Origin of the sequence: Porphyromonas sp. oral taxon 279 str. F0450 (genome assembly GCF_000292995.1) — a bacterium.
Classification (GTDB): domain Bacteria; phylum Bacteroidota; class Bacteroidia; order Bacteroidales; family Porphyromonadaceae; genus Porphyromonas; species Porphyromonas pasteri.
Genome location: NZ_ALKJ01000013.1, coordinates 1 through 23,304, shown reverse-complemented (window position 1 = coordinate 23,304; position 23,304 = coordinate 1). Strand labels below are relative to the sequence as shown.

At 56.5% G+C, this 23,304-nt stretch carries 19 protein-coding genes; all 19 read left to right on the top strand.

What is annotated here, in order from left to right; genetic code table 11:
• Positions 1 to 2: 2 nt before the first annotated feature.
• Positions 3 to 686: a peptidylprolyl isomerase gene (locus HMPREF1323_RS01710; RefSeq protein WP_009432447.1), complete on the top strand. Its 684-nt coding sequence runs from the start codon at positions 3 to 5 to the stop codon at positions 684 to 686.
• Positions 687 to 876: 190 nt separating this feature from the next.
• Positions 877 to 1,944: an aldose epimerase family protein gene (locus HMPREF1323_RS01705; RefSeq protein ID WP_009432492.1), complete on the top strand. Its 1,068-nt coding sequence runs from the start codon at positions 877 to 879 to the stop codon at positions 1,942 to 1,944.
• A 40-nt stretch (positions 1,945 to 1,984) separates the two neighbouring features.
• Entirely contained in the window at positions 1,985 to 3,262 is a 1,278-nt protein-coding gene (locus HMPREF1323_RS01700; RefSeq protein WP_009432457.1) for an MFS transporter, read from the top strand.
• Positions 3,263 to 3,367: 105 nt separating this feature from the next.
• The gene (galK, locus tag HMPREF1323_RS01695; RefSeq protein ID WP_009432476.1) at positions 3,368 to 4,513 is read left to right on the top strand and encodes a galactokinase; all 1,146 of its coding nucleotides are present in this window, start codon (positions 3,368 to 3,370) and stop codon (positions 4,511 to 4,513) included.
• 538 nt (positions 4,514 to 5,051) lie between these two features.
• Positions 5,052 to 5,471: an HU family DNA-binding protein gene (locus HMPREF1323_RS01690; protein ID WP_009432442.1), complete on the top strand. Its 420-nt coding sequence runs from the start codon at positions 5,052 to 5,054 to the stop codon at positions 5,469 to 5,471.
• A 110-nt stretch (positions 5,472 to 5,581) separates the two neighbouring features.
• Complete coding sequence (locus HMPREF1323_RS01685; protein ID WP_009432456.1) at positions 5,582 to 6,946, top strand: dipeptidase; 1,365 nt, start codon at positions 5,582 to 5,584, stop codon at positions 6,944 to 6,946.
• Positions 6,947 to 6,972: 26 nt separating this feature from the next.
• Complete coding sequence (locus HMPREF1323_RS01680; protein WP_009432477.1) at positions 6,973 to 8,244, top strand: amidohydrolase family protein; 1,272 nt, start codon at positions 6,973 to 6,975, stop codon at positions 8,242 to 8,244.
• Complete coding sequence (locus tag HMPREF1323_RS01675; RefSeq protein WP_009432491.1) at positions 8,245 to 10,029, top strand: phosphoethanolamine transferase; 1,785 nt, start codon at positions 8,245 to 8,247, stop codon at positions 10,027 to 10,029.
• A 160-nt stretch (positions 10,030 to 10,189) separates the two neighbouring features.
• Entirely contained in the window at positions 10,190 to 10,972 is a 783-nt protein-coding gene (locus HMPREF1323_RS01670) for a DUF481 domain-containing protein (protein ID WP_009432480.1), read from the top strand.
• A 35-nt stretch (positions 10,973 to 11,007) separates the two neighbouring features.
• Complete coding sequence (locus tag HMPREF1323_RS01665) at positions 11,008 to 11,691, top strand: DUF421 domain-containing protein (RefSeq protein ID WP_009432467.1); 684 nt, start codon at positions 11,008 to 11,010, stop codon at positions 11,689 to 11,691.
• A 95-nt stretch (positions 11,692 to 11,786) separates the two neighbouring features.
• Positions 11,787 to 12,602 carry a purine nucleoside phosphorylase I, inosine and guanosine-specific gene (locus HMPREF1323_RS01660; protein WP_009432479.1) on the top strand — a complete coding sequence of 272 codons (816 nt, stop codon included), beginning with the start codon at positions 11,787 to 11,789 and terminating at the stop codon, positions 12,600 to 12,602.
• A 362-nt stretch (positions 12,603 to 12,964) separates the two neighbouring features.
• Positions 12,965 to 14,056 carry an acyltransferase family protein gene (locus HMPREF1323_RS01655; RefSeq protein WP_009432437.1) on the top strand — a complete coding sequence of 364 codons (1,092 nt, stop codon included), beginning with the start codon at positions 12,965 to 12,967 and terminating at the stop codon, positions 14,054 to 14,056.
• Positions 14,057 to 14,271: 215 nt separating this feature from the next.
• Complete coding sequence (gene meaB, locus HMPREF1323_RS01650; RefSeq protein ID WP_009432448.1) at positions 14,272 to 15,381, top strand: methylmalonyl Co-A mutase-associated GTPase MeaB; 1,110 nt, start codon at positions 14,272 to 14,274, stop codon at positions 15,379 to 15,381.
• Positions 15,382 to 15,538: 157 nt separating this feature from the next.
• A complete protein-coding gene (locus HMPREF1323_RS01645) occupies positions 15,539 to 15,811 on the top strand; it encodes an HU family DNA-binding protein (RefSeq protein ID WP_009432465.1) in 273 nt (90 codons plus the stop codon).
• A 243-nt stretch (positions 15,812 to 16,054) separates the two neighbouring features.
• Positions 16,055 to 17,617 (top strand): Rne/Rng family ribonuclease, encoded by a 1,563-nt coding sequence (locus tag HMPREF1323_RS01640; RefSeq protein ID WP_009432449.1) that lies wholly within the window; start codon positions 16,055 to 16,057, stop codon positions 17,615 to 17,617.
• Between the two features lie 102 nt (positions 17,618 to 17,719).
• A complete protein-coding gene (recR, locus tag HMPREF1323_RS01635; protein WP_009432452.1) occupies positions 17,720 to 18,340 on the top strand; it encodes a recombination mediator RecR in 621 nt (206 codons plus the stop codon).
• A 4-nt stretch (positions 18,341 to 18,344) separates the two neighbouring features.
• Positions 18,345 to 18,881: a GNAT family N-acetyltransferase gene (locus tag HMPREF1323_RS01630; protein ID WP_009432474.1), complete on the top strand. Its 537-nt coding sequence runs from the start codon at positions 18,345 to 18,347 to the stop codon at positions 18,879 to 18,881.
• Entirely contained in the window at positions 18,869 to 20,956 is a 2,088-nt protein-coding gene (gene ligA, locus HMPREF1323_RS01625; RefSeq protein ID WP_009432501.1) for an NAD-dependent DNA ligase LigA, read from the top strand. Before HMPREF1323_RS01630 ends, ligA begins: the two co-directional genes overlap by 13 nt.
• 42 nt (positions 20,957 to 20,998) lie before the next feature.
• The gene (locus HMPREF1323_RS01620) at positions 20,999 to 23,239 is read left to right on the top strand and encodes an inorganic phosphate transporter (protein ID WP_009432498.1); all 2,241 of its coding nucleotides are present in this window, start codon (positions 20,999 to 21,001) and stop codon (positions 23,237 to 23,239) included.
• Positions 23,240 to 23,304 lie beyond the last annotated feature (65 nt).

The window sequence follows — 23,304 nt, the reverse complement described above, 5'->3', positions numbered from 1 at the left end:
CCATGCGACAGCTTTTCCGCCCCTTACTCGCGCTCTTCTGTGCCCTTAGCCTAAGCTCTATCGTCAGCGCACAGAGCGAGCAGCGCCCCCAGATCCTCGTAGAGACGACGAAGGGTAACTTCATTATCGAGCTCTTCAACGAGACGCCTGTCCACCGTGACAACTATCTCAAGCTCGTCAGACAACATGCCTTTGACGGTGTACAGTTCCACCGCGTAATCAAGGACTTCATGATCCAAGCTGGGAACTTAAAGACCCGTGGCCTCTCCCGCGAGAAGTCCCTCCCCGGCGACTCCGACGAAGCGACGATAAAGGCAGAGATCATGCCCGAGAAGTTCGTCCACGTCCGTGGCTATATCGGTGCTGCCCGCGAGGGAGATGACACCAATCCCAAGAAGAAGTCCTCCTTCAGCCAGTTCTATATCGTCACGGGGAAGTACTATACAGACATGGATCTGGACGAGATGGAAGCTGGTCGCTCGTGGAAGTACACGCCCGAGCAGCGCGAAGCCTACAAGCTCCAGGGCGGTGCAGCGCATCTGGATGGCGGATATACCGTCTTTGGCCGTCTGCTTGATGGCTGGGCCACCGTGGATAAGATCCAGCGCGTCGAGACGGATGACAACAACCGCCCGCTGAAAAACGTCATCATCAAGAGCATGCGTCTCTACACCCCGAAGAAGTAGCCTGCACTCCCTACCAAATACAAGCCGACGCCCCGCACCAAGTACTTGATGCGGGGCGTCGGCTTATCTATTCATTCCGCTCCAAGACAAAGTACCAAGAGCCGTGGCTGTATGCGTACTTATTCGTATATTTGACCACGTTAAAGCTTCAATTGAGTGGCTTTCACAGCCAACTAACTACAAACTAACGATGCAGCAGAATAAAGCCGGGCTCTCCCATGAGGCCTTTCGTGGAGTTGTAGACGGTAAAGCCGTCCAGCTCTACACTCTGATCAATAAGGCAGGAGCCGAAGCGCACTTCATCAACCAAGGTGCTAAGCTCGTCTCACTCGTGGTCCCCAGCCGCACAGGTTATACAGACGTCGTCCTCGGTCACGACAGTCTCGACGAATATATCCACAGCGAAGAAGCCTACTTCGGTGCTATCTGCGGGCGCTATGCGAATCGTATCGCCCGAGGTCACTTCACCATCGATGGCACAAGCTATGAGCTCCCCATCAATAATGGCCCCAACAGCCTGCACGGTGGACTCAAGGGCTTCAATGCCGTCATCTGGGATGGCGAAGAGCTGGCTCCTAACAAGGTCGCCTTCACCTACACTTCCCCCGACGGCGAAGAAGGTTACCCAGGCCAGCTCACTGTACGCGTCGTCTACACGCTCACCGATGACGGCGAGCTCTGCATCGAGTATGAGGCTACCACTACGCGTCCTACGGTAGTGAACCTCACCAATCACGCCTACTTCAACCTCTCAGGCGAAGGCGATCCTTCGGTACACGATCACACCTTAGAGATCTTCGCTAAGGAATACCTCCCCACCGACGAGACGGCTATCCCCTATGGCGCTCCCGCTGCAGTAGCAGGTACGCCCATGGACTTCTCTACGCCCCACCTCATCGGCGAGCGTATCGACACGGATACCGACCAACTTCGCTGGGCACGTGGCTATGACCACACCTATATATTGGACAAGGAGCTGGGCAAGCTCGCTATTGCCTCGCGCTGCTCTTCACCCAAGACGGGCATCGTCATGGAGGTCTACACCGACCAGCCTGGTGTACAGCTCTACACGGGCAACTGGATGAGCGGCAACCTCCGCGGGAAGCACGATCACCGCTATCCGGCACGTGCCGCACTCTGCTTAGAGACGCAGCACTATCCCGACAGCCCCAACAAGCCCGAATACCCTTCGACGCGTCTGAATCCCGGAGAGACCTTCCGCTCGACGACGATCTTCCGATTCACGCTCGAAGCTTAGCCAGCTAACAAACAAAATCCATTCACATAAACAGTAAGCAATGACACAACAGAAACAGACTCAGAGCTATCTGGTGCCGTTCATCATCATGGTCGTGCTCATGGCCCTCGTCGGTCTGATCACGAACCTGAACGGGCAGTTCCAAGCACCTATGCAGGCCGCTTTCCTGCAGAAATCGGGCTCGCTCACCAATGCGCTCACCACGCTGATCACCTTCGCTTTCTTCCTCGGCTACCTTGCTATGGGTATCCCCAGCGCCAAGTGCATCGAGAAGAAGGGCTATAAGAACACCCTAATCACGGGTCTCTTTGGGCTGATCGCTGCCTTCGGACTGTATGAGCTCTCAGCCTATGTCTTCGAGTCAGTAGACCTCGTAAAGTTCCAGGCTGCTACGGACGATCCTAACGTCGTCATCATCCCCGTGGCCTACTACATCTTCCTTCTGGCTGGCTTCGTAGCAGGCTCTGCTATGACCTTCCTGCAGGCAGTACTGAACCCCTACATCGTCGCTTGTGACGTGAAGGGTACTACGGGTGTCACGCGTCAGTCTATCGCTGGTACGGCCAACTCTACGATGGCTACCATCGCTCCTATCCTCGTGGCTTCGGTCATCTTCGCAGGTAAGAGCGGTCTGGACATCGCGCTGAGCTCGCTCTACATCCCCTTCCTCGTACTCATCGTCCTCGTCGGTGGTCTCATCGCAGCGCTCTCGAAGCTCCACCTCCCCGCGATCGCAAGCACGGAGAAGAAGGAAGGCGAAGTCCTCGAAAAGAGCGTATGGAGCTTCTCACACCTCGCCCTCGGTGTCGTCGCTATCTTCATGTATGTCGGTGTCGAAGTCTGTATCGGGAACAACATCAACCTCTATGGTAAGAGCCTCAACTTCGAGCCTTCGGATGCAGCACTTCTGGCTACCATCTACTGGGGTCTGATGCTCGTCGGCCGTCTCTGTGGTAGCTTCCTCAGCAGCATCAGCGCCAGCAAGCAGCTCCTCATCACCTCTCTGGGCGCAGGTCTCCTCGTCCTCGGCGGTATGGTCCTGAACAATCCTTACCTCCTCGCTGGTGCTGGTCTCTTCCACTCCGTCATGTGGGGGGCTATCTTCTCTCTGGCTATCGACAAGCTCGGCAAGTATACGTCCGCTGGCTCGGGTGCCCTGATGATGGGTATCGTCGGTGGTGCTATCCTGCCCCTTGTACAAGGCTTCCTCGCAGACAGCCTCGGCGGTTGGCAGTTCACCTGGATCATCGTCCTCATCGGTGAAGCTTACCTCCTCTACTACGCTCTCGTAGGTCACAAGGTTCGTCAGCTCCCTTAGTCCTCTAAGGACAATCCCATCAGTCCCCCTCCCGCACCCCATCGGTGCGTCAGGGGGACTGCTATCATACCACGTTTACTCACTCCTATCAAGCCCATCACTCAGATGAATACACAAGCTATCCGCGACAAGTTCGCATCTCTCTACGGCGAAGCCGGTACCCTCTACACGTCTCCTGGCCGTATCAACCTCATCGGTGAGCACACCGACTACAACGGCGCCTTCGTCTTCCCCGGCGCTATCGACAAGGCTATGGTCGCTGAGATCCGCCCCAATGGTACGGACCGCGTCCGTGCTTTCGCACTCGACCTCGGCGAATCGGCTGAGTTCGGCCTCAAGGAAGAGGATGCACCCAGCCAGTCCTGGGCACGCTACATCTTCGGTGTATGCCGTGAGATCCAGAAGCGTGGCGGCAAGATCGCTGGCTTCGACACGGTCTTCGCAGGCGATGTACCTCTCGGCGCAGGGATGTCTTCATCGGCTGCACTGGAGAGCACCTTCGCCTTCGCTCTCGATGACCTCTTCTCTCTCGGCCTCTCTAAGTGGGATATGGCGAAGATCGGTCAGGCTACCGAGCACAATTACTGCGGTGTGAAGTGTGGGATCATGGACCAGTTCGCTTCGGTCTTCGGTAAGGCTGGCAAGCTCCTTCGCCTCGACTGTAAGAGCTTCGAGTACGAAGAGCACCCCTTCGATCCTAAGGGCTATTGTCTCCTGCTCGTCGACAGCTGCGTCAAGCACGAGCTCGCCAGCTCCGCTTACAACAAGCGTCGTGAGAGCTGCGAGAATGTCGTCGCCGTCCTCGCTAAGCGCTACCCCGAGATCAAGTTCCTCCGCGATGCTTCCTTCGCTCAGCTCGAAGAGGTGAAGAATGAAATCAGCGAAGAGGACTACAAGCGTGCTGCCTACGTCATCGGCGAAGTCGAGCGCGTCCTGGCTGTCTGCGAAGCCCTCGACAAGGGTGACTACCAGACCGTCGGTGAGAAGATGTACGAGACGCACCACGGTATGAGCAAGCTCTACGAAGTGAGCTGCGAAGAGCTCGACTTCCTCAATGACCTCGCTCGTGAATTCGGAGTCACCGGCTCACGCGTCATGGGCGGAGGCTTCGGTGGCTGCACGATCAACCTCCTCAAGGAAGAGCTTCACGACAGCTTCATCGCCGAAGTCAAGAAGCGCTACGAAGCCAAGTACGGCATCCAGCCTAAGTTCTACGACGTCGTCATCTCTGACGGTGCTCGCCGCCTCTAAGGCTTAGCCTAACTCCATACATACGACACCCCGCAAGGGACTTGCCTTCTCTGGAGGCAGTCACCTTGCGGGGTGTCGTCGTATAGATACGTAGAGGTCGGCGGAGGGAGTAAAGGAAGGAGGCGAAGGGAGTAAAGGAAGGAGGCGAAGGGAGTAAAGGAAGGAGGCGAAGGGAGTAAAGGAAGTGCGTGAGTAAAGGAAAGGAGCTTGACGACGAATGCAAAGGAGCTTCGCGAGCGAACTTCCTTGAGTACACCGTCATTCAAGCGGTCGTAGCTGGTAGTTCATTCGGTCGATCAAGCAAAATCGATCGGTCGAATCTTGCAATTCGATCGGTTGATTTCATGAATTCGATCGGTCGATTTTGGGAAATCGACCGATCGAATTACGGAAGTCAACCGAAGTATTAACCAAACTCGACCGAAGTAGGTTGCACCTTCGACCGAAGCTAACTATATTTGCTCAAGGAATAAATCTCGCGAACTGAAGTACCTTACCTCAGGCACTTCAGTTCCTTCGCCCAACCACGCAATATACTATGTCAAGCAAAACACTTCAGTACGTCGTCTTTCAGAAGAAGATTACCTTCGGCAAGCACCGCGGGAAGACCATGCAGATCGCCCAGCCCACAGGCCGATATCAGGTGGACTTCGAGCGCTTCTGCTCGCTCGTCGCCCGCAACACTACCCTCAACTATATGGAGGTGCAGAGCGTCCTCAACCTCGCCGCAGACACCGCGCGCGACCTCGTCTCGGAGGGCGCCATCGTCGACTATGGTCGGCTGGGACACCTCATGGCCACCTTCAAGTGCCGCGCCGTAGAAGAGGGAGAGAAGTTCAACCCCACCGTCCACATCGAGGAGGTCAAGGTGCACCTGCGTCCCTCGAAGCGCTACTTCACGCTCGAGGATATCCACTTCCGCAAAGCCCCACGCAAGACGAAGAAAAGCAAGGCGTAGCGGAGACAAGACAGAGTTTTTTCCTACCTTTATTAGGGCAAAGCGGGAGCCCTCCCACACCTTTGCCCTACCCCATACAAATACATTCACCCCTTGGACCCATACCTATTATGAGCCAGATCAAGAACTATATCCGCGAGCACGAAGCTCGCTTCCTCGAGGATCTCTTCGAGCTCATCCGCATCCCATCGGTCAGCGCCAAGAGCGAGCACAAGCCCGACATGCAGCGCTGTGCAGAGTACTGGCGTGACCACCTCAAGAAGCTCGGCGTACAGACCGTAGAGATCTACCAGACGGCAGGTAACCCCATCGTCTTCGGGCACTATGAGAAGGACCCTTCCAAGCCCACGATCCTCGTCTACGGACACTATGACGTCATGCCCCCCGAGCCCCTTGAGCTGTGGAAGAGCGAACCCTTCGAGCCCGAGGTACGTGACGGCTACATCTGGGCACGCGGTGCTGACGACGACAAGGGTCAGTCGATGATCCAGATCAAGGGCTTCGAGACGGCTCTGGCTCTCGGACTCGTCGAGTGCAATGTGAAGTTCCTCCTCGAGGGTGAAGAAGAGATCGGCTCGACGCACCTCGAGCAGTTCTGCCGTGAGCACCTCGAGATGCTCCGCGCTGAGAACATCATCGTCTCCGACACGAGCATGGTCAGCGCCGAGACGCCTTCGCTCACCACGGGCCTGCGCGGTCTGGCCTACTGGCAGATCGAGGTCACGGGTGCCAACCATGACCTGCACTCCGGCCACTTCGGCGGTGCTGTCGCTAACCCCATCAACGAGCTCTGTAAGCTCATCGCTCAGGTCCAGGACAAGGACGGGCGTATCACCATCCCCCACTTCTACGATGACGTCGTGCCCCTCTCGGATGAAGAGCGCGCGATGATCGCGAAGATCCCCTTCAGCGAAGAGGAGTACAAGAAGTTCCTCGACATCGATGACCTCTTCGGCGAAGTCGGCTACCACACGCTCGAGCGTAATAGCTGCCGTCCTTCCTTCGACGTCTGCGGCATCTGGGGCGGCTATCAGGGCGAAGGCTCGAAGACCGTCCTTCCCTCCAAGGCCTATGCTAAGGTCTCTTGCCGCCTCGTAGCCAACCAAGACCACCACAAGGTCAGCCAGGCCTTCATCGACTACATCGAGAGCATCGCTCCGAAGTACGTCCGCGTCAAGGTCACGCCTATGCACGGCGGCGAAGCCTACCTCTGCCCCATCGACCTGCCCGCCTATCAGGCAGCCGAAGAGGCTGTCGCAGTAGCCTTCGGCAAGCGCCCTCTGGCGGTACGTCGTGGCGGTAGTATCCCCATCATCGCAGCCTTCGAGCGCGTCTTCGGCGTGAAGACCATCCTCATGGGCTTCGGTCTGGAGAGCAACGCCATCCACTCGCCCAACGAGAATATGCCCCTGGATATCTTCTACAAGGGTATCGAAGCCGTCGCCGAGTTCTACAAGATTTACCCCAAGCGATAGGCTCTCCTCACCCCGAATAGATATCTATGACCTCTATCCTAATAAAGAATGTCCTCCACGGGACGACGACTACCGACGTCCTCATCGAGGGAAACCTAATCACTCGTATCGCCCCAAGTATCTCCGCTCCCGTAGGAGCGGAGGTGCTTGACGGCACAGACAAGGCGATCATCCCCGGCTTCATCAATACGCATACCCATGCGTCGATGACGCTCTTCCGTGGCTACGGCGATGACCTACCGCTGATGACGTGGCTCGAGGACTACATCTGGCCCGTCGAGGCGCAGATGACTCCGCATGACGTCTATGTCGGCGCCAAGCTTGCCTGCCTCGAGATGCTTCGCTCGGGCACGACCTGCTTCCTCGATATGTACATGCACCCGCTGGAGACCGCCAAGGCTGTCGAAGAGATGGGGCTACGTGCACATCTCTCCTACACGCTCTTCGACCAAGGCAACCCCGAGCGTGCTGCACTCGACCGCAAGCGTAGCTACGAGTACATGGAGCGCTTCGGCAAGTTCAGTGACCGCATCACCTTCACCCTCGGCCCACACGCCATCTATACGGTGAGCGGTGAGCAGCTGCAGTTCTGCCATCAGTTTGCAGTAGAGCACGGCGTGAAGATCCACCTGCACCTCTCTGAGACCAAGGGCGAGGTAGAGGAATGTATCCGTCAGCACGGCCTCAGCCCTGTGCGCTACCTCGAGAAGCTCGGCATCCTCAGCGAGCATCTGGTACTGGCGCACGTCGTCTGGGTAGATGATGAGGAGATGGACCTGCTGGCCAAGCACAACGTCTCCGTCGTGCACAACCCAGCCTCCAACATGAAGCTCGCCAGCGGCTACACCTTCAAGTACGAGGAGATGAAGCGCCGTGGCATCCGTATCGGTATCGGTACGGACGGTTGCTCTTCGTCGAACAACCTCGATATGGTCGTAGCGATGAAGCTCGCTTCCTTCCTCGGGAAGGCTTGGCGCTTCGACAGCACGGCGTGCAAGGCTGATGATGTCTTCGCCTCTGCTACGGCTGTGGGTGCAGACATCCTCGACCTCAACGCAGGGCGCATCGAAGAGGGACGCCTGGCAGACGTCTGCCTCGTCGACCTCAATACGCCTGAGCTCGTGCCGCTGAATGACCTCACGTCGAACCTCGTCTATGCTACCTCGGGCAGCAGCTGCATCGACACCGTCATCGTCGATGGGCGCATCCTCATGTGCGACAAGCACGTGCCAGGGCAGGAAGCTATCATCGCGGAAGCCCGAGAGGTAGCCCAGCGTCTCTTCAGTAAGCACAGATAAATGCGGGGACTTCCCTCCATACTTCACCGAGTAGCACACGCAGCCCTCGGCAGGCGACTAAGCGAGCGTCTTTGGCTCTTCGTCTTAGTCTTCCTCGCCCAGCTACGTGTGCTACTGGCTTATCTACCCTATCAGACCGAGGTGCCCTCGGGCGAAGTGCTCCCGCTGGTCCTCAGCCAGCTTCTTCGCATCGGGGGCTGGGCGAGCCTCCTGACCCTCCTCTTCGCCCTCTCCCCTTGGAAGTGGATGACCCGCACGCTCGGGCTCCTCTTCTCCGTCGTCGTCCTCACCCTCTCCGCCTACGAGCTCTACCTCATCGGGCTCTACCATGTGACCTACAACATGGACTTGGCACAGATCATGCTCTCGACCAACTGGCGTGAGGGCAGTGAGTTCCTCGACAGCATCACCGCCGAGCAAGCCCTCCGCGTGCTCTGCCAGCTCACACCTGCCGTCGTCATCGCCTTCGTAGTATCCCTCGTCTTCAGGAAGAAGTATCCCTCCTGCATCACCCTGTGCTGCAGCCTTACGATTACACTTCTCTCCCTCTTCGTGGGTCTCGAAAACATCTATAGTAACCTCCGTCTATGTCGTCGGCATTACAACTTCGGAGGACTCGAATACGCTGGTATTGATCGCACGATCTTCAATACCCTTAGTGCTCACAAAGCGATGAAGCATATCGCTGCAGAGCTGGATATGATACGCCGCTCCCAGCACAAGCTCAATAGCGTCGTCATTAACCCCATATCTAAGGCTCCACTCAACATCATCCTCATCCTCGGAGAATCAGCCCGTCGTAGCAGTATGCACTGCTATGGCTATCCTCTGCAGGACACCCCCTATGCAGACAGTCTAATTCAGGCTCAGGAGCTTATTCCATTCTCCAATGTTGTCTCGCCAGCCTCAGCAACGATCCTCTCCAATACGCGCTCACTGACCTTCTACACTCAGGAGCAAGGCGAAAAGCCCTGGTATAAGTTCCCTTCGATTATTAATGTGCTTCGCCAAGCAGGGTATGCTACAGCCTGGATCGCAAATCAAGAAATCACAGGTAAGTACTCGATGTCTAACCTACTGGGTAGACAGGCAGATATCCTCACGGGCAATCCGGCCTTCTTCAAAGGACTGGGCGGAGAAGGTGTAGCAAATCGCCCCGACTTGTTTGATGAAGTCATACTCCCCTTTCTCCTTCATCATCGAGACCTATCAGATAGTCTCCGAATGAGCTCCCCCAGAGGACTCTTCCAGATCGTCCATCTTATGGGTTCGCATATGACCTACAAAGAGCGATACCCCCAAGCATTCAACAAGTTCACATCCGATAGCCTACCCATCCACAAGGGAGAAGCTAAGGATCTGGTCATCTCAGCCTACATCAATAGCCTTCTCTATACCGACTACATCATCCACGAGATCATCGAGCGCTACCGCGAGGAGAATGCCCTCGTCATCTACCTCTCCGACCACGGCGATGCGCTCTTCGACGAAGACTACCCCGAGCTGATGGGCCATGCACTCGTGCCCCGAGCCGTAGAGATCCCGCTCTTCGTCTACTTCTCCCCGCAGCTCCGTGAGGAGCGTCCCGACCTCTGGCGCCAGATCAGCCGTCAGCGGGATAAGCGCATCCTCTCGGATCTGCTCACACACGCTCTCGTAGATCTCCTCGGCATCCATACCGAGTATACACAGCCACGCTTCAACTTCTTCGCGCCCACCTACGACGACCATCGTACTCGCATCGTCGTCTCCCCCACGTCGAATAAGAAGATGGTGATGGAGTAGCCCGCTTCACACCAAGCCTCCCCTATATATTCATCAAGCGATCATGGCATTTTAGATGCTAGCTATCTCCCTATATATTGGGTATATCGCTCCGCTAAATCTGCGTACACTTTTTCTCTACTTTTACAGCGTCAAAAGACGAACGAACAATAGATCCTATATGAAGCGATTGCTCTATATACTCGCCATACTACTCGCACCCGTCCACGCGTCGGCACAGATGCTTTTCTCTGAGAATCTGACGATGAGCATCGATAGCACGAAGACACTCCAGGGTACGATCAGCCCTTCACTCAACTTCCAGACCGAGAAGGAGGAGGTATTCACCTTACGCAATAGCGCCAATATCAACCTGCTCATCAAGCGTAGCCGAGTGATCAACCTCATGAATAAGTTTGAGTTCTCCTCCTATGGCAAGAAGGTAACTCTCAGTGGCGGGTACATCCATGCTGAATTCCGCTACTTGCTGGACCATGCCTTTGAGGTCTACCCTTACGCGGAGTCTCAGTGGGCTGCGAGTAGAGGGATGGCCTTTAAGTTCTCTACGGGGATTCAGTCGCGCTATCGTCTGCTGAATTCCTCCACGACCCTCATGTTCGCTACACTGGGTTTATTCTACGAATACGAAGAGTGGGAGCGCCCGATGCCCGCTGCAAATGGCCCCAAGTATGCCTACAGCCACCGCATCAAGAGCCATCTCTCGCTCAGCATGCGGAATAAGATCGGCGAGCACTGGGAGCTCACGACGACCGCCATCCATCAAGCGACTCCCGACACTTACTTCAAAAAGGCCCGCTTCGGAGGTGCCGTTGATCTCAAGTACAACATCACGCCCACCATCGGGATACGAGGCGCCTACCGCCTGATCTATGATACAGACCCCATCGTAGACATACGTAAGGACTACAATGTAGTCGATGCCGGCCTCGACATCTCATTCTAACAGCAGTCTAATCAATCTCACCTCATTCATATAATATGACAGCACTTTCCTACCTCCAGTCGGATGACCTCTTCTATCTGAACGTCTTCCTGAAGCTACTCCTGGGCTTACTTGCCATTGTCCTCGTCATCAACAAGTCCGGCAAGGGCAATCTGGCACCAACCTCTGCGATAGACCAGGTGCAGAACTATGTACTCGGGGGTATCATCGGTGGGATCATCTATAGCCCAGCCATCTCGATCCTCCAGTTTGCAGCCGTCCTCGCTATCTGGGCCTCCCTCATCATCGGCCTGCGACGACTCAAGACGAAGAACCATAGCATCAAGAGATTCATCGATGGTGCTCCCGTTGTCCTCATCAAGCACGGGGTCCTCGATGTAGAGGCCTGCCGCAAGGCTAAGATCACAGCGAACGAAGTAGCATTCAAGCTACGCCGCGAGGGGGTCTACCACATCCGCGACGTGAAGCGAGCTGTCTTCGAGCAGAATGGAGAGCTCATCATCGTCCTGAGAGGCGAGGAGAACCCCAAGTACCCTGTCATCACAGATGGCATCGTACAGACCAGCGTGCTGGATGACGTAGACCGCACCGAAGAGTGGCTCGCCGAGGAGCTGCAAAAGATGGGATATGAGTCTGCTGCAGATATATTCCTTGCCGAATACGAAAGCGGGGAGCTGAAGCTGGTACCCTACAACTCCACCGTGCAAGAAAAGGAGTAGATAGCGCCGTCTCCCTTCCCCGATTATTGCTATATTTGTTTTGCCCCTGAGGCAATTACTATTCGCAATATTCGGCAAGATATATCCCTATTATTATGCTCGACCAACACTATCACGAGGCGGCCAACTACCTGGCATCACGCCTGCCAAAGGATATCAAGACCGCCATCATCCTCGGTAGCGGCCTTGGCAAGCTCGGCGACATGCTCGAGAATCCCACCATCATCCCCTACACACAGATCCCCCACTTCTCACACTCTACGGCTATCGGCCATAAGGGGAATCTCATCGCTGGTACCCTCTCGGGCGTAACCGTGCTGTGCATGCAGGGGCGCTTTCACTACTACGAAGGCTACCCCATGGAGCAGGTCACCTTCCCCATCCGCGTGATGAAGCTCCTCGGCATTGAGAACCTCCTCGTCTCCAACGCCGCAGGTGGTATCAACCAGACCTTCCGCGTAGGTGATCTGATGATCATCCGCGACCACATCAACAACCTCCCCAACCCACTCATCGGCCCCAACGTCGAGATGTTTGGCCCTCGCTTCCCAGATATGACGCGCCCTTACGACCGCGAATTCATCACGAAGGCTAAGGCCATCGCTCAGGAGCTCGGCATCCACGTCCACGAAGGTGTGTACGTTGGCCTCACGGGTCCCTCGTATGAAACTCCTGCCGAGTACACCTTCTGGTCTCGCTCGGGTGGTGACGCTATCGGTATGAGCACCGTGCCCGAAGTCATCGTCGCACGCCACGCTGGTATCCGCGTCTTCGGTATGTCGGTCATCACCAACGAAGGCTGGCACTTCGATGATGACTTCGTCAACGATGGTGACGATGTCGTACGTGCCGCCAACGCAGCCTCCGACCGTATGGGCCGCATCTTCAGCGAACTCGTACGCCAGCTGTAAGTATGACTCCATAGCACAAAGACATCAGCCCCAGTGTAAGTGCAGACACTTACACTGGGGTTGCTTTGTAGCTACCTTAAGGGGCAGTGGCACAAAGTCCCTCCCCAATCAGATAAGTATCAGCATATCGCAACAATTCGCAGACCTGCGGGGGCACTAAGAAAGTCCGCTGATATTGGACTCTCATCGTAGCTCTGACTCCGCGGAGAATTATATTTAGCCCTGTATAGATTAAATAGCCGTGAGGCTACGTTCCTTTTATAGAGGTAGGTACATCTAAATTAGATCTATCGGCTTCAGTCTTCCTCGGCGTACGCACTTCGCAGTGCTTCGCTATCATCATCCTTTTCCTCAAGTAGTATATGTCTCATCAGTCGGCGGTATCTTCTGATTCGTCTGGATCGATCAATCTCAATAGCCAAGTCTTGCGTGGCCTAGCGATCCTCTCGATCATCCTCCACAACTATACGCACTGGATGCATGGAGCGATCTTCGAGAACGAGTTCACGTACCAAGCTTGGCACGTCTCAAAGCTCCTGAACTACCTATCGCACACCGACGGAAGACTCCCCCTACAGCTTTTCTCCTTCTTTGGGCACTATGGTGTCGTGATCTTTGTCTTCCTCAGCGCCTACGGCCTGGAGAAGAAGTATGGACGCACTACCAAGGAAATCCGCCCCCTCCCCTTCATCTGGACGCACTACCTCAAGCTCCTCTCGATGTGTATCGTGGGGTATGCGGCATACCTCCTACTGAATGCTCTTTATGAGAGCTACCCTCCCACACTTATCTATGGGATCCTGAGCCAACTTTCTATGCTCAGCAATCTCAATATCTTCTCGCACAACACCTATGCCTCAGGGCCTTACTGGTACTTCGGGATCATGCTCCAGCTTTATGTGGTCTATCGTCTGCTCCTTTTCCGTCGCTCGTGGGGCGTGATCGTCGGAGCGATCCTCGTATGTAGCATCGCACAAGCCTTCGTCATACCAGATGGAGCCACCATGACATGGCTACGAAATAACTTCGTCGGGAGTATCCTTCCCTTCGGTCTTGGTCTCCTCTATGCGCGCTATGAAGAGGATATCCAGCTGAGCAAGACGGCATACGGAATCATTGCCCTGGTCTCGGTCGCACTGATCTTCGTGACAAGCCTCTCTTTCCTCCCTTGGATCACAACACCGATCTTTGCCTGTGCTCTCGGCATCTCATGCACCCAACTCCTTCCGCAGAGTGTGAATAAACCTCTCGCTTGGGTCGGTGGTATCTCCGCTGCGATCTTCGTCAGCCACCCGATCGTACGCCAGCTGGGGCTTGCACTGGCAGAGAAGCTCCACTTCTCCCCCTACCAGAGCGTCGTGACCTTCCTCATCAGCGCTCTACTGCTCGGAGCACTTTTCCAGCCCATCCTCAATCGCTCATCCAAGCTTTTCATGAAGCTGGCTAAGCACTAACCAAGAGCAAGGCAAAAGATAAAGCACGGGGGGTGGACCAATATTGGTCCACCCCGCGTGCTTTATTAGGAGTCCCCAACTACATATAAGGAATGGGGGTGTGGCACAGGACGAAATTACGTACCTTTGACAAAGGAAAGCGCGAGTATGGGGACGACCTTATCCCGTGCCCCTTTACCACCGACACAAAACAAGCACTATTCAAAGCAAGCGATATGGACATCAACGAAGAGCTTCTACACCACCCAGAGAATGATCCAGCCTACCTCGGGCTCAAGGTCAATCAAGGCGTGGCAGCAAAGCCTATGGTCAATCCCAACCTACGACGCGTAGCTCGCCGCACCTATACGGTGGACGAATTCGTCGAAGGCATCCTCCGCTCCGACATCACCTGCCTCAGTCAGGCCGTGACACTCGTCGAGAGCAACCGCCCCGACCATCAGGCCATCGCCCAGCAGATCATCGAGCGCTGCCTCCCCTACGCAGGGAAGTCTATGCGTATCGGCATCACGGGGGTACCAGGTGCAGGGAAGAGTACCTCGATCGACACCTTCGGGATGCACCTCGTCAAGCAGGGTCGACGCCTGGCAGTCCTCGCTATCGACCCCAGTAGCGAGCGCTCTGGTGGTAGTATCCTCGGGGATAAGACCCGTATGGAGCAGCTCTCCCGCGAGAAAAATGCCTTCATCCGCCCCAGCCCTTCGGCAGGGTCACTCGGTGGCGTAGCTCGTAAGACGCGTGAGACGATCGTACTCTGCGAGGCCGCAGGCTTCGATACGATCTTCGTCGAGACCGTCGGCGTCGGTCAGAGTGAGACGGCTGTACACTCTATGGTAGACTTCTTCCTCCTCATCCAGCTGGCTGGTACGGGTGACGAGCTACAGGGGATCAAGCGCGGTATCATGGAGATGGCTGATGCCATCGTCATCAACAAGGCCGATGGTGATAACATCGACAAGGCTAACCTTGCGGCCACCCACTTCCGTAATGCCCTCCACCTCTTCCCCCCTACAGAGTCGGGTTGGCGACCCAAGGTCCTCACCTATTCCGGCTTCTACGGTCTTGGCATCAAGGAGATCTGGGATATGGTCGATGAGTACCGACACTTCGCCACGGACTCGGGCTACTTCGAAGAGAAGCGCCAGCGCCAGGCCAAGTGGTGGATGTACGAGAGCATCAATGAGGCTCTGAAGAGCTCCTTCTACCAGAGTGAGGCTATTCGAAGCCTACGCCCCGAGGTAGAGAGCGACATCCTCTCCGACCGCCTTTCCTCCTTCGTTGGAGCTCAGCGCCTCCTTGACGCCTACTTCAAGAGCCTCAAGTAAGCAAGTAGAAGGTAAAATAAAGTATAAGGGAGCGGGGTGGAGGTGCAGTCTCTACCCCGCTCTCTGATGCTAAGTACACCTTGCATATTCGAAGATTTACCGTATATTTGCAGGGCAAAAAGAATGATATTCATACAATTAAAATATTTCATCAACTATGACGAAAGCAGAAGTGGTGAGCGATATCGCCAAGAGCACGGGAGTAGATAAAGAGACTACTCTGGCAGTGGTAGAGGCGTTCATGGAGTCAGTCAAGGACTCTCTGGTACGTGGAGAAAACGTCTACCTCCGTGGCTTCGGTAGCTTCATCATCAAGGAGCGCGCAGAGAAGACTGCTCGCAATATCTCGAAGAAGACTACGATCATCATCCCCAAGCGCCGCATCCCTGCCTTCAAGCCCTCGAAGCTCTTCGCCTCCAAGGTCAAGTAGTGGATCGAAAGCCGAACTATAGTAAATAATCATATAATCAAAAGCAGCTATGCCAAGCGGAAAGAAAAGAAAGCGCCATAAGATGGCTACGCACAAGCGTAAGAAGAGACTAAAGAAGAACAGACATAAGAAGAAGTAATGTCACATGCGCGGGGGTAGGGCAGTTCACAAGACGTATGCCTTGCCCCCGTACACTTTATACTACTTCCTTTTTTACTCTACTATCATTAACGAATCCGCCAAGTGAACAGTGAACTGATCGTCGACGTCTCCGCCAAGGAGATCTCGATGGCTCTACTGGAAGACCAACGACTGGTAGAGCTCCAGCGCGAGCGTCGTGACCTGGCATTCGCCGTCGGAGATATCTATCTCGGACGCGTCAAGAAGGTGATGCCTGGCCTCAACGCAGCATTCGTCGATGTAGGATATAAGAAGGATGCTTTTCTTCATTACCTCGACCTGGGGATGATCTACCAAGCGCAGCAGCGCTTCCTCGAGCAAATCGAGAAGACCAAGGCAGTACCCTCCTTGAGCAAGATCCCCACCTTCCCTGACCTACCGAAGGATGGGAAGATCGCTGACTACCTGAAGGCTGGGCAGAATGTCCTCGTCCAAGTCGTCAAGGAGCCTATCTCCACGAAGGGGCCACGCCTCTCGGCTGAGATATCCATCGCAGGGCGAAACCTCGTCCTCGTCCCCTTCTCCGACAAGGTATCCGTCAGCGCTAAGATCGAATCACACGAGGAGCGAGCACGCCTCAAGCAGCTCATCCTCAGCATGAAGCCTAAGAACTTCAGCGTGATCATCCGCACCTCGGCCGAGGGTAAGCGAGCCAGCGAGCTCGATCAGGAGCTCAGCCGTCTGCTCAGACGCTGGGAGGAGAGCATACAGAAGCTCCCCAAGATCACCAAGACCCCAAAGATCGTCTACGAAGAGTCCAGCCGTGCCCTAGGCATCCTGCGCGACACCTTCAACCCCTCCTTCCAGAGCATCCACGTCAACGACAAGGCCTACTACGAGGAGATACGCGAGTATGTCCGTCAGATAGCCCCTGGGCGTGAAGACATCGTCCGCCTCTATACGGGGAACCTCCCCATCTTCGATGAGAAGAATGTCACCAAGCAGATCAAGGCGTCCTTCGGGCGTACTGTCACCTGCAAGAGTGGTGCTTACCTGATCATCGAGCAGACCGAGGCCATGTACGTCGTGGACGTCAATAGTGGCAACCGCTCCCGTAAGAGCACCGAGCAGGAGGGCACAGCGATCGATGTCAATCTCATCGCAGCCGAAGAGCTCGCTCGCCAGCTCCGCCTGAGAGATATGGGTGGTATCATCGTCGTCGACTTCATCGACATGCATGACCAGAAGAATCGTCAGCTCCTCTATGAGCACATGGTCAAGCTGATGGAGAGCGACCGCACGCGACACAATATCCTACCGCTGAGTAAATTCGGCGTGATGCAGATCACCCGTCAGCGTGTGCGCCCCGCCACCCAGATCAATACGGATGAGACGTGCCCCACGTGCCTTGGCACAGGGAAGATGAAGTCCTCTATCCTCTTCACCGATCAGCTCGAAGAAAAGCTCCGTGACTTAGCTCCACGCTTAGATACGTCCTACATCAACGTCCACGTACATCCCTACGTGGCCGCCTACCTCACCAAGGGGTTCTTCATGTCCATCGCCCGCCGCTGGAAGCTCCAGATAGCTCGCGGTATACGTGTGACCCCCAATCAGAGCCTCGGCTTCCTCGACTACAAGTTCGTAGACAAGGAAGGCAACGAAATCGAGGCCCTCGAAGAATAACCTGCGATAAAGCCCGTAGAAGCTCCCTACCCTATCCCATAGCGATAGTACTCAGGGTATCTTCTGCGGGCTTTATCTCTACTGAGAGCGAGACCCGATACGATGAACGCCTACCCGTCCAAGCTCGTCGAGCGAGCCGTAGAGCAGCTCTCTACCCTACCAGGGGTAGGGCGCAAGACCGCTCTACGCTTGGCACTACACCTGCTCTCACGCCCCCCGATCGATACCCATACCTTCGCCGATGCCCTCGTAGAGATGCGAGATGGTATCGTCTACTGCCGGCAGTGCTACAACATCAGTGATACCGAGCTCTGCCCGATCTGCTCCAGCCCCCAGCGTGATAGCTCCACCGTCTGCGTCGTACAGCACGTAGGCGATGTGATGGCTATCGAGAATACCGGTCAGTACCGTGGTGTCTACCATGTCCTCGGCGGTGTCATCTCCCCTATTGACGGCATTGGTCCCGACGATCTGAAGATCCCCGAGCTCATCGAGCGGGTACGTAGTGGCAGTGTCCGTGAGGTCATCTTGGCGCTGGGCACAACGATGGAGGGGGACACGACGAACTTCTTCATCTACCGCAGTCTCGCGGGGCTGGACGTACGCCTCTCGGTCATCGCCCGCGGTGTAGCCATCGGAGATGAGATCGAGTACGCCGACGAAGTGACGCTCGGCCGCTCCATCCTCACCCGCACGGACTTCGATCAGTCGCTAAGCTTCTGACCCCATGCACACGCAGGCTATCGGCATCCCAGGCGAGCACATACAGCTCCGCGCCCTGTCACAGGAAGATCTCCCGCTGCTACTCAGCTGGGAGAACGACCCCGAGGGCTGGTACTCCAGCGGCACGATCAATCCCCTCTCCCCCGACTTCATCCAGCGCTACATCACGGCCTCGGGCACGCATATCCTCGAGACGGGCTCCATGAGCCTCATCATCGAGGGGCTCAAGACTCACACGGCACTGGGGCATCTCGTCCTCTATGACTACAGCCCCATCCATCGCCGTCTGGGCATCGGTATCTATATCGATCGTGAGGCTCGCAAGACGGGGATAGGCTCCGAAGCCATCCGCTTAGCCCTACGCTACGCCTTCGACAAGCTCCGCTGTGAGCAAGTCTATGCCGAGGTCTTGGCTTCCAACGAAGCCTCCCAGCAGATGCTCCGCAGCATCGGCTTCGAGCATACCGCCACGCTCCCCCGCTGGCACTGGCAAGACAACCACTACGAGGACCTCCATTACTATCAGATATGTCACCCATAGCCACAGAGATCCAGCGACTACGAGAGGAGATCGAGGCGCACAACTACGCCTACTACGTCCTCTCCGCTCCCACCATCTCGGACTACGACTTCGACCAACGGCTCAAGCAGCTGGAGCGACTGGAGGCGGAGCACCCCGAGCTCATCACACCCGACTCGCCTACGCAGCGTGTCGGCCGTGACCGCACCGAGGGCTTCACTCAGGTAGCGCACCGCTACCCCATGCTCTCGCTGGGCAATACCTACAGCTACGACGATGTACGGGAGTTCTACGAGCGCGTCTCGAAGGACTTGGGCGGTAAACCCTTCACCATCATTGCGGAGCTGAAGTACGACGGGCTCTCGATCTCCCTGACCTATGAGAAGGGACTACTGATCCGTGCCGTCACCCGTGGCGACGGACAGATGGGCGATGATGTGACGGCTAATGTGCGCACGATCCGCTCCATCCCCCTCCGCCTGCGTGGCACGGGCTATCCTGAGAGCCTCGAGGTGCGTGGGGAGATCCTCTTGCCCTTCGTGGAGTTCGACCGACTGAATGCCGAGCGTCATCGTGCTGACCTCCCCCTCTTCGCTAATCCTCGCAATGCCGCCAGCGGTACGCTCAAGCAGCTCGATCCTGCGATCGTAGCTGAGCGCCGACTTGATGCCTACCTCTACTACGTACCTGGGCAGCCCAGTCTCCCCGACAGTCACTACGAGCGTCTGCAGCTCTGCAAGAGCTGGGGGCTGAAGATCTCGGAGGCTACCCGCCGCTGCCATTCACTGGAGGAGGTACTATCCTTCCTCGACTACTGGGAGCAGGCACGTGCCGAAGCCCCCGTCGCCACCGATGGCGTCGTGCTCAAGGTCGACTCCATCACCGAGCAGGAGGAGCTGGGCTATACGGCGAAGACCCCACGCTGGGCTATCGCCTACAAGTATCAAGCCGAGCAGGCTAAGACGCGTCTCATCTCCGTAGACTTCCAAGTCGGGCGTACGGGTGCCGTCACGCCTGTGGCCAATCTCGATGCCGTGGCCCTCTCGGGCACGACCGTGCGCCGTGCCTCGCTTCACAACGCTGACTTCATCGAGGCCTTCGACCTGCACATCGATGATCAGGTCCTCGTAGAGAAGGGCGGTGAGATCATCCCGAAGATCGTCGGCGTCGTCACGGAGGAGCGTCCCAGCGACGCTCAGCCCGTCATCTTCCCCAGCCACTGCCCCGCCTGTGGCTCTCCCCTTGAGCGAAACGAAGGGGAAGCCGCCTACTACTGCACGAACCAAGCGACCTGCCCCCCACAGCAGACGGCTCGTATCGAGCACTTCTCTGGGCGCAAGGCTGCTGACATACGCCTCGGAGCGGAGACCATCGACCTCCTCTTCACCCACGGACTCGTGCATAATATCGCCGACCTCTACCGCCTGAAGCTGGAGGATCTCCTGCAGCTCCCTGGCTTCAAGGAGCGCAGTGCTACTCGCCTGCTGGAGAGCATCGAGGCCTCCAAGGAGCGCCCCTTCCGTGCCCTACTCTTCGGGCTCGGCATCCGCTTCGTGGGCGAGACGGTAGCGAAGACGCTCGTGCAGCGCTATGCGGATATCCAGGCCTTAGGCGCAGCGACCTTCGAGGAGCTCACGGCTATCCCCGACATCGGTGCAGTTATCGCCGAGAGTCTCGTTCACTACTTCGCCTCACCCGAGAATAGGGAGTTCGTCTCGGAGCTCCAGCGTCTAGGGCTTCCTCTGAGCCGTCGCCCCGAGGAAGAGCCGCTCCCGACGACCGATCATGCTGCGATCTCGGGCAAGGTCTTTGTCATCAGTGGCGTCTTCACCCACCACTCTCGCGAGGAGTACAAGGCGCTCATCGAGAGCCTCGGGGGGAAGATCGCTTCATCTATCTCCAGCAAGACCAGCTACGTCTTAGCCGGTGCCAACATGGGCCCAGCAAAGCTCGCTAAGGCCACCGACCTCGGCATCACCATACTCTCCGAGGACGAATTCCTCGCCCTCATCGAGCCCCACGAAGGAGAGCAGCCCGCCGCCTCCACTGACGAGGCGGACACGGCCGACCTCCCCCTCTTCTCTAATCCCTCCTAATTCCCTCTCCACGACGATCACGAATCCTATCAGCTATCTGTAATGGACATTATCTTTATCTGTATCCTCGCCTTCTTGATCATCCTCGCCTGCTTCGACCTCGTAGCAGGGGTGAGCAATGACGCGGTGAACTTCCTCAACTCCGCTATCGGGGCGAAGGCTGCCCCGTTCAAGGTCATCCTCGGCGTCGCTGCCGTGGGGATCTTCCTCGGAGCCTCCCTAAGTAATGGGATGATGGACGTAGCGCGCAATGGGATATACAACCCCGCCTACTTCACCTTCCAGGAGGTCATGACCATCTGCTTGGCCGCGGTAGTCACCGACATCATCTTGATCAACATCTTCAATACACTCGGGCTGCCGACCTCGACGACCGTCTCCATGGTCTTTGAGCTCCTCGGGGCTTCCTTCTGTATGTCGGTGCTCAAGGGTTTTGACGACCCCAGCCTCCAGGTGCTGGAGATGCTGAATGCCTCCAAGGCCCTGCAGGTCATCATCGCCATCTTCCTCTCGGTAGCTGTGGCCTTCTTCTTCGGCTCGGTGGTGCAGTGGATCACGCGTGTGTGCTTCTCCTTCAACTATAAGAAGACCCTACCCTACCTCGCTGGTATCTTCGGGGGGATCGCGCTGACCTCTATCGTCTACTTCATGCTCATCAAGGGGCTCGAGGAGTCGACCTTCGCCTACAAGGACTGGGTCAATGCCCACACGCTGGAGCTCGTCATCGGCTGCCTCATCAGCTTCTCGATCATCATGCAGGTCCTGCACTGGTGCGGCGTGAATATCCTCAAGATCATTATCCTCGCCGGTACGCTGGCTCTCTCACTGGCCTTCGCGGGCAATGACCTCGTGAACTTCATCGGGGTACCTCTCTCGGGGCTCTCCGCCTATCAGGACTATATGGCCAACGGGAATGGGGCCTACGACACCTACCTCATGGGTGCGAATAACCTCCCCGCCAAGACGCCCTATATCTTCCTCCTCGGCTCGGGTATCATCATGACGCTGGCTCTCTTCTTCTCTAAGAGCGCGCAGAATGTCATCAAGACCTCGGTGAACCTCTCCCGCCAAGACGATGGTGAAGAGACCTTCGGCTCATCGCGTATCGCCCGTGGTCTGGTACGTACCAGCAGTGCTATCGGCTCCTTCCTCGAGCGTGCCGTACCGCAGAAGGCGCGTACGTGGATCGACTCCCGCTTCAATAAGCAGGAGCTCACGATGGAGCCTGGTGCAGCCTTCGACCTCGTGCGTGCCTCGGTGAACCTCGTCCTCGCTGGGCTACTCATCGCCCTCGGCACCTCGCTCAAGCTCCCTCTCTCCACGACGTACGTCACCTTCATGGTGGGTATGGGTACGTCGCTGGCTGACCGTGCTTGGGGTCGTGAGAGTGCTGTCGGTCGTGTGACGGGTGTGATGTCGGTCATCGGTGGCTGGTTCATCACGGCTGGTGCGGCCTTCATCATCGCGATCATCATCGCTACGATCATGCGCTATGGTGGCTTCATCGCTATGATCGCCCTCATCGCGGTGGCACTCTTCCTGCTCTTCAATAGCCATCTCATCCGTCGCAAGAAGGGCGATGCTGATGATGAGCTCTTCGTCGCCATCCTCAATGCCGAGGATCCTACGACGATGTGGAGCCTGCTCTCTGAGCACGTCCGTCAGAATCAGATCGGCCTGCTTGACCACGTCAGCCAGGACTACCTCGACATGACCAATGGCCTCTTCAGCGAAGATCTGCGCCGTCTGAAAAAGACCATGCACCATCTCGACGAGCACAAGCGTGCCTTCAAGACGATGCGCCGTAAGGAGACCATCGGCCTAAGACGCATGGCCAGCGACGAAGACATGCTGGAGAAGAACATGTGGTTCCACCTCGGTGCCAATACCTGTCTGCAGATGATCTACGCCCTCGAGCGTGCTACGGAGGTAGCGGTAGAGCACGTAGACAACAACTACAACCCCATCCCCGAGGAGTACTGCGCTGAGTTCGCCCCCATCCGTGACCGCGTCATCGACTACATCGCACAGGTCCACCAGCTCATCTCCAGCGAGCGCATGGAGGACGCCAAGAAGGCGAAGAACATGGGTAAGGAGCTACGTGCGATCGTCAAGGATATGCGTAAGACCCAGATGAAGCGTGCCCACAAGGGCCGTCGTGAGGACCTGCGTGCCTCGATGGTCTACCTCAACGTCCTCATCGAGACCAACGAACTCCTCGGCAACCTCCGTCACTTAGTCGGCTATAGCCAAAACCTCCTCGACGAAGAGGCCGAAGACTAAGCCCACCCCCCTCGCCTTCGCCCTTCTGCAGGCGAAGACCAAGAAGCCACGGGCGCGCTACTTCA

Excerpts from the sequence above, each read along its gene's own strand:
- recR (WP_009432452.1), top strand. The coding sequence starts at position 17,720 with ATGAACGCCTACCCGTCCAAGCTCGTCGAGCGAGCCGTAGAGCAGCTC.
- meaB (WP_009432448.1), top strand. The coding sequence starts at position 14,272 with ATGGACATCAACGAAGAGCTTCTACACCACCCAGAGAATGATCCAGCC.
- HMPREF1323_RS01685 (WP_009432456.1), top strand. The coding sequence starts at position 5,582 with ATGAGCCAGATCAAGAACTATATCCGCGAGCACGAAGCTCGCTTCCTC.
- HMPREF1323_RS01665 (WP_009432467.1), top strand. The coding sequence starts at position 11,008 with ATGACAGCACTTTCCTACCTCCAGTCGGATGACCTCTTCTATCTGAAC.
- ligA (WP_009432501.1), top strand. The coding sequence starts at position 18,869 with ATGTCACCCATAGCCACAGAGATCCAGCGACTACGAGAGGAGATCGAG.
- HMPREF1323_RS01655 (WP_009432437.1), top strand. The coding sequence starts at position 12,965 with ATGTCTCATCAGTCGGCGGTATCTTCTGATTCGTCTGGATCGATCAAT.
- HMPREF1323_RS01690 (WP_009432442.1), top strand. The coding sequence starts at position 5,052 with ATGTCAAGCAAAACACTTCAGTACGTCGTCTTTCAGAAGAAGATTACC.
- HMPREF1323_RS01670 (WP_009432480.1), top strand. The coding sequence starts at position 10,190 with ATGAAGCGATTGCTCTATATACTCGCCATACTACTCGCACCCGTCCAC.
- HMPREF1323_RS01705 (WP_009432492.1), top strand. The coding sequence starts at position 877 with ATGCAGCAGAATAAAGCCGGGCTCTCCCATGAGGCCTTTCGTGGAGTT.
- HMPREF1323_RS01620 (WP_009432498.1), top strand. The coding sequence starts at position 20,999 with ATGGACATTATCTTTATCTGTATCCTCGCCTTCTTGATCATCCTCGCC.
- HMPREF1323_RS01630 (WP_009432474.1), top strand. The coding sequence starts at position 18,345 with ATGCACACGCAGGCTATCGGCATCCCAGGCGAGCACATACAGCTCCGC.
- HMPREF1323_RS01680 (WP_009432477.1), top strand. The coding sequence starts at position 6,973 with ATGACCTCTATCCTAATAAAGAATGTCCTCCACGGGACGACGACTACC.
- HMPREF1323_RS01660 (WP_009432479.1), top strand. The coding sequence starts at position 11,787 with ATGCTCGACCAACACTATCACGAGGCGGCCAACTACCTGGCATCACGC.
- HMPREF1323_RS01675 (WP_009432491.1), top strand. The coding sequence starts at position 8,245 with ATGCGGGGACTTCCCTCCATACTTCACCGAGTAGCACACGCAGCCCTC.
- HMPREF1323_RS01700 (WP_009432457.1), top strand. The coding sequence starts at position 1,985 with ATGACACAACAGAAACAGACTCAGAGCTATCTGGTGCCGTTCATCATC.
- galK (WP_009432476.1), top strand. The coding sequence starts at position 3,368 with ATGAATACACAAGCTATCCGCGACAAGTTCGCATCTCTCTACGGCGAA.
- HMPREF1323_RS01645 (WP_009432465.1), top strand. The coding sequence starts at position 15,539 with ATGACGAAAGCAGAAGTGGTGAGCGATATCGCCAAGAGCACGGGAGTA.
- HMPREF1323_RS01710 (WP_009432447.1), top strand. The coding sequence starts at position 3 with ATGCGACAGCTTTTCCGCCCCTTACTCGCGCTCTTCTGTGCCCTTAGC.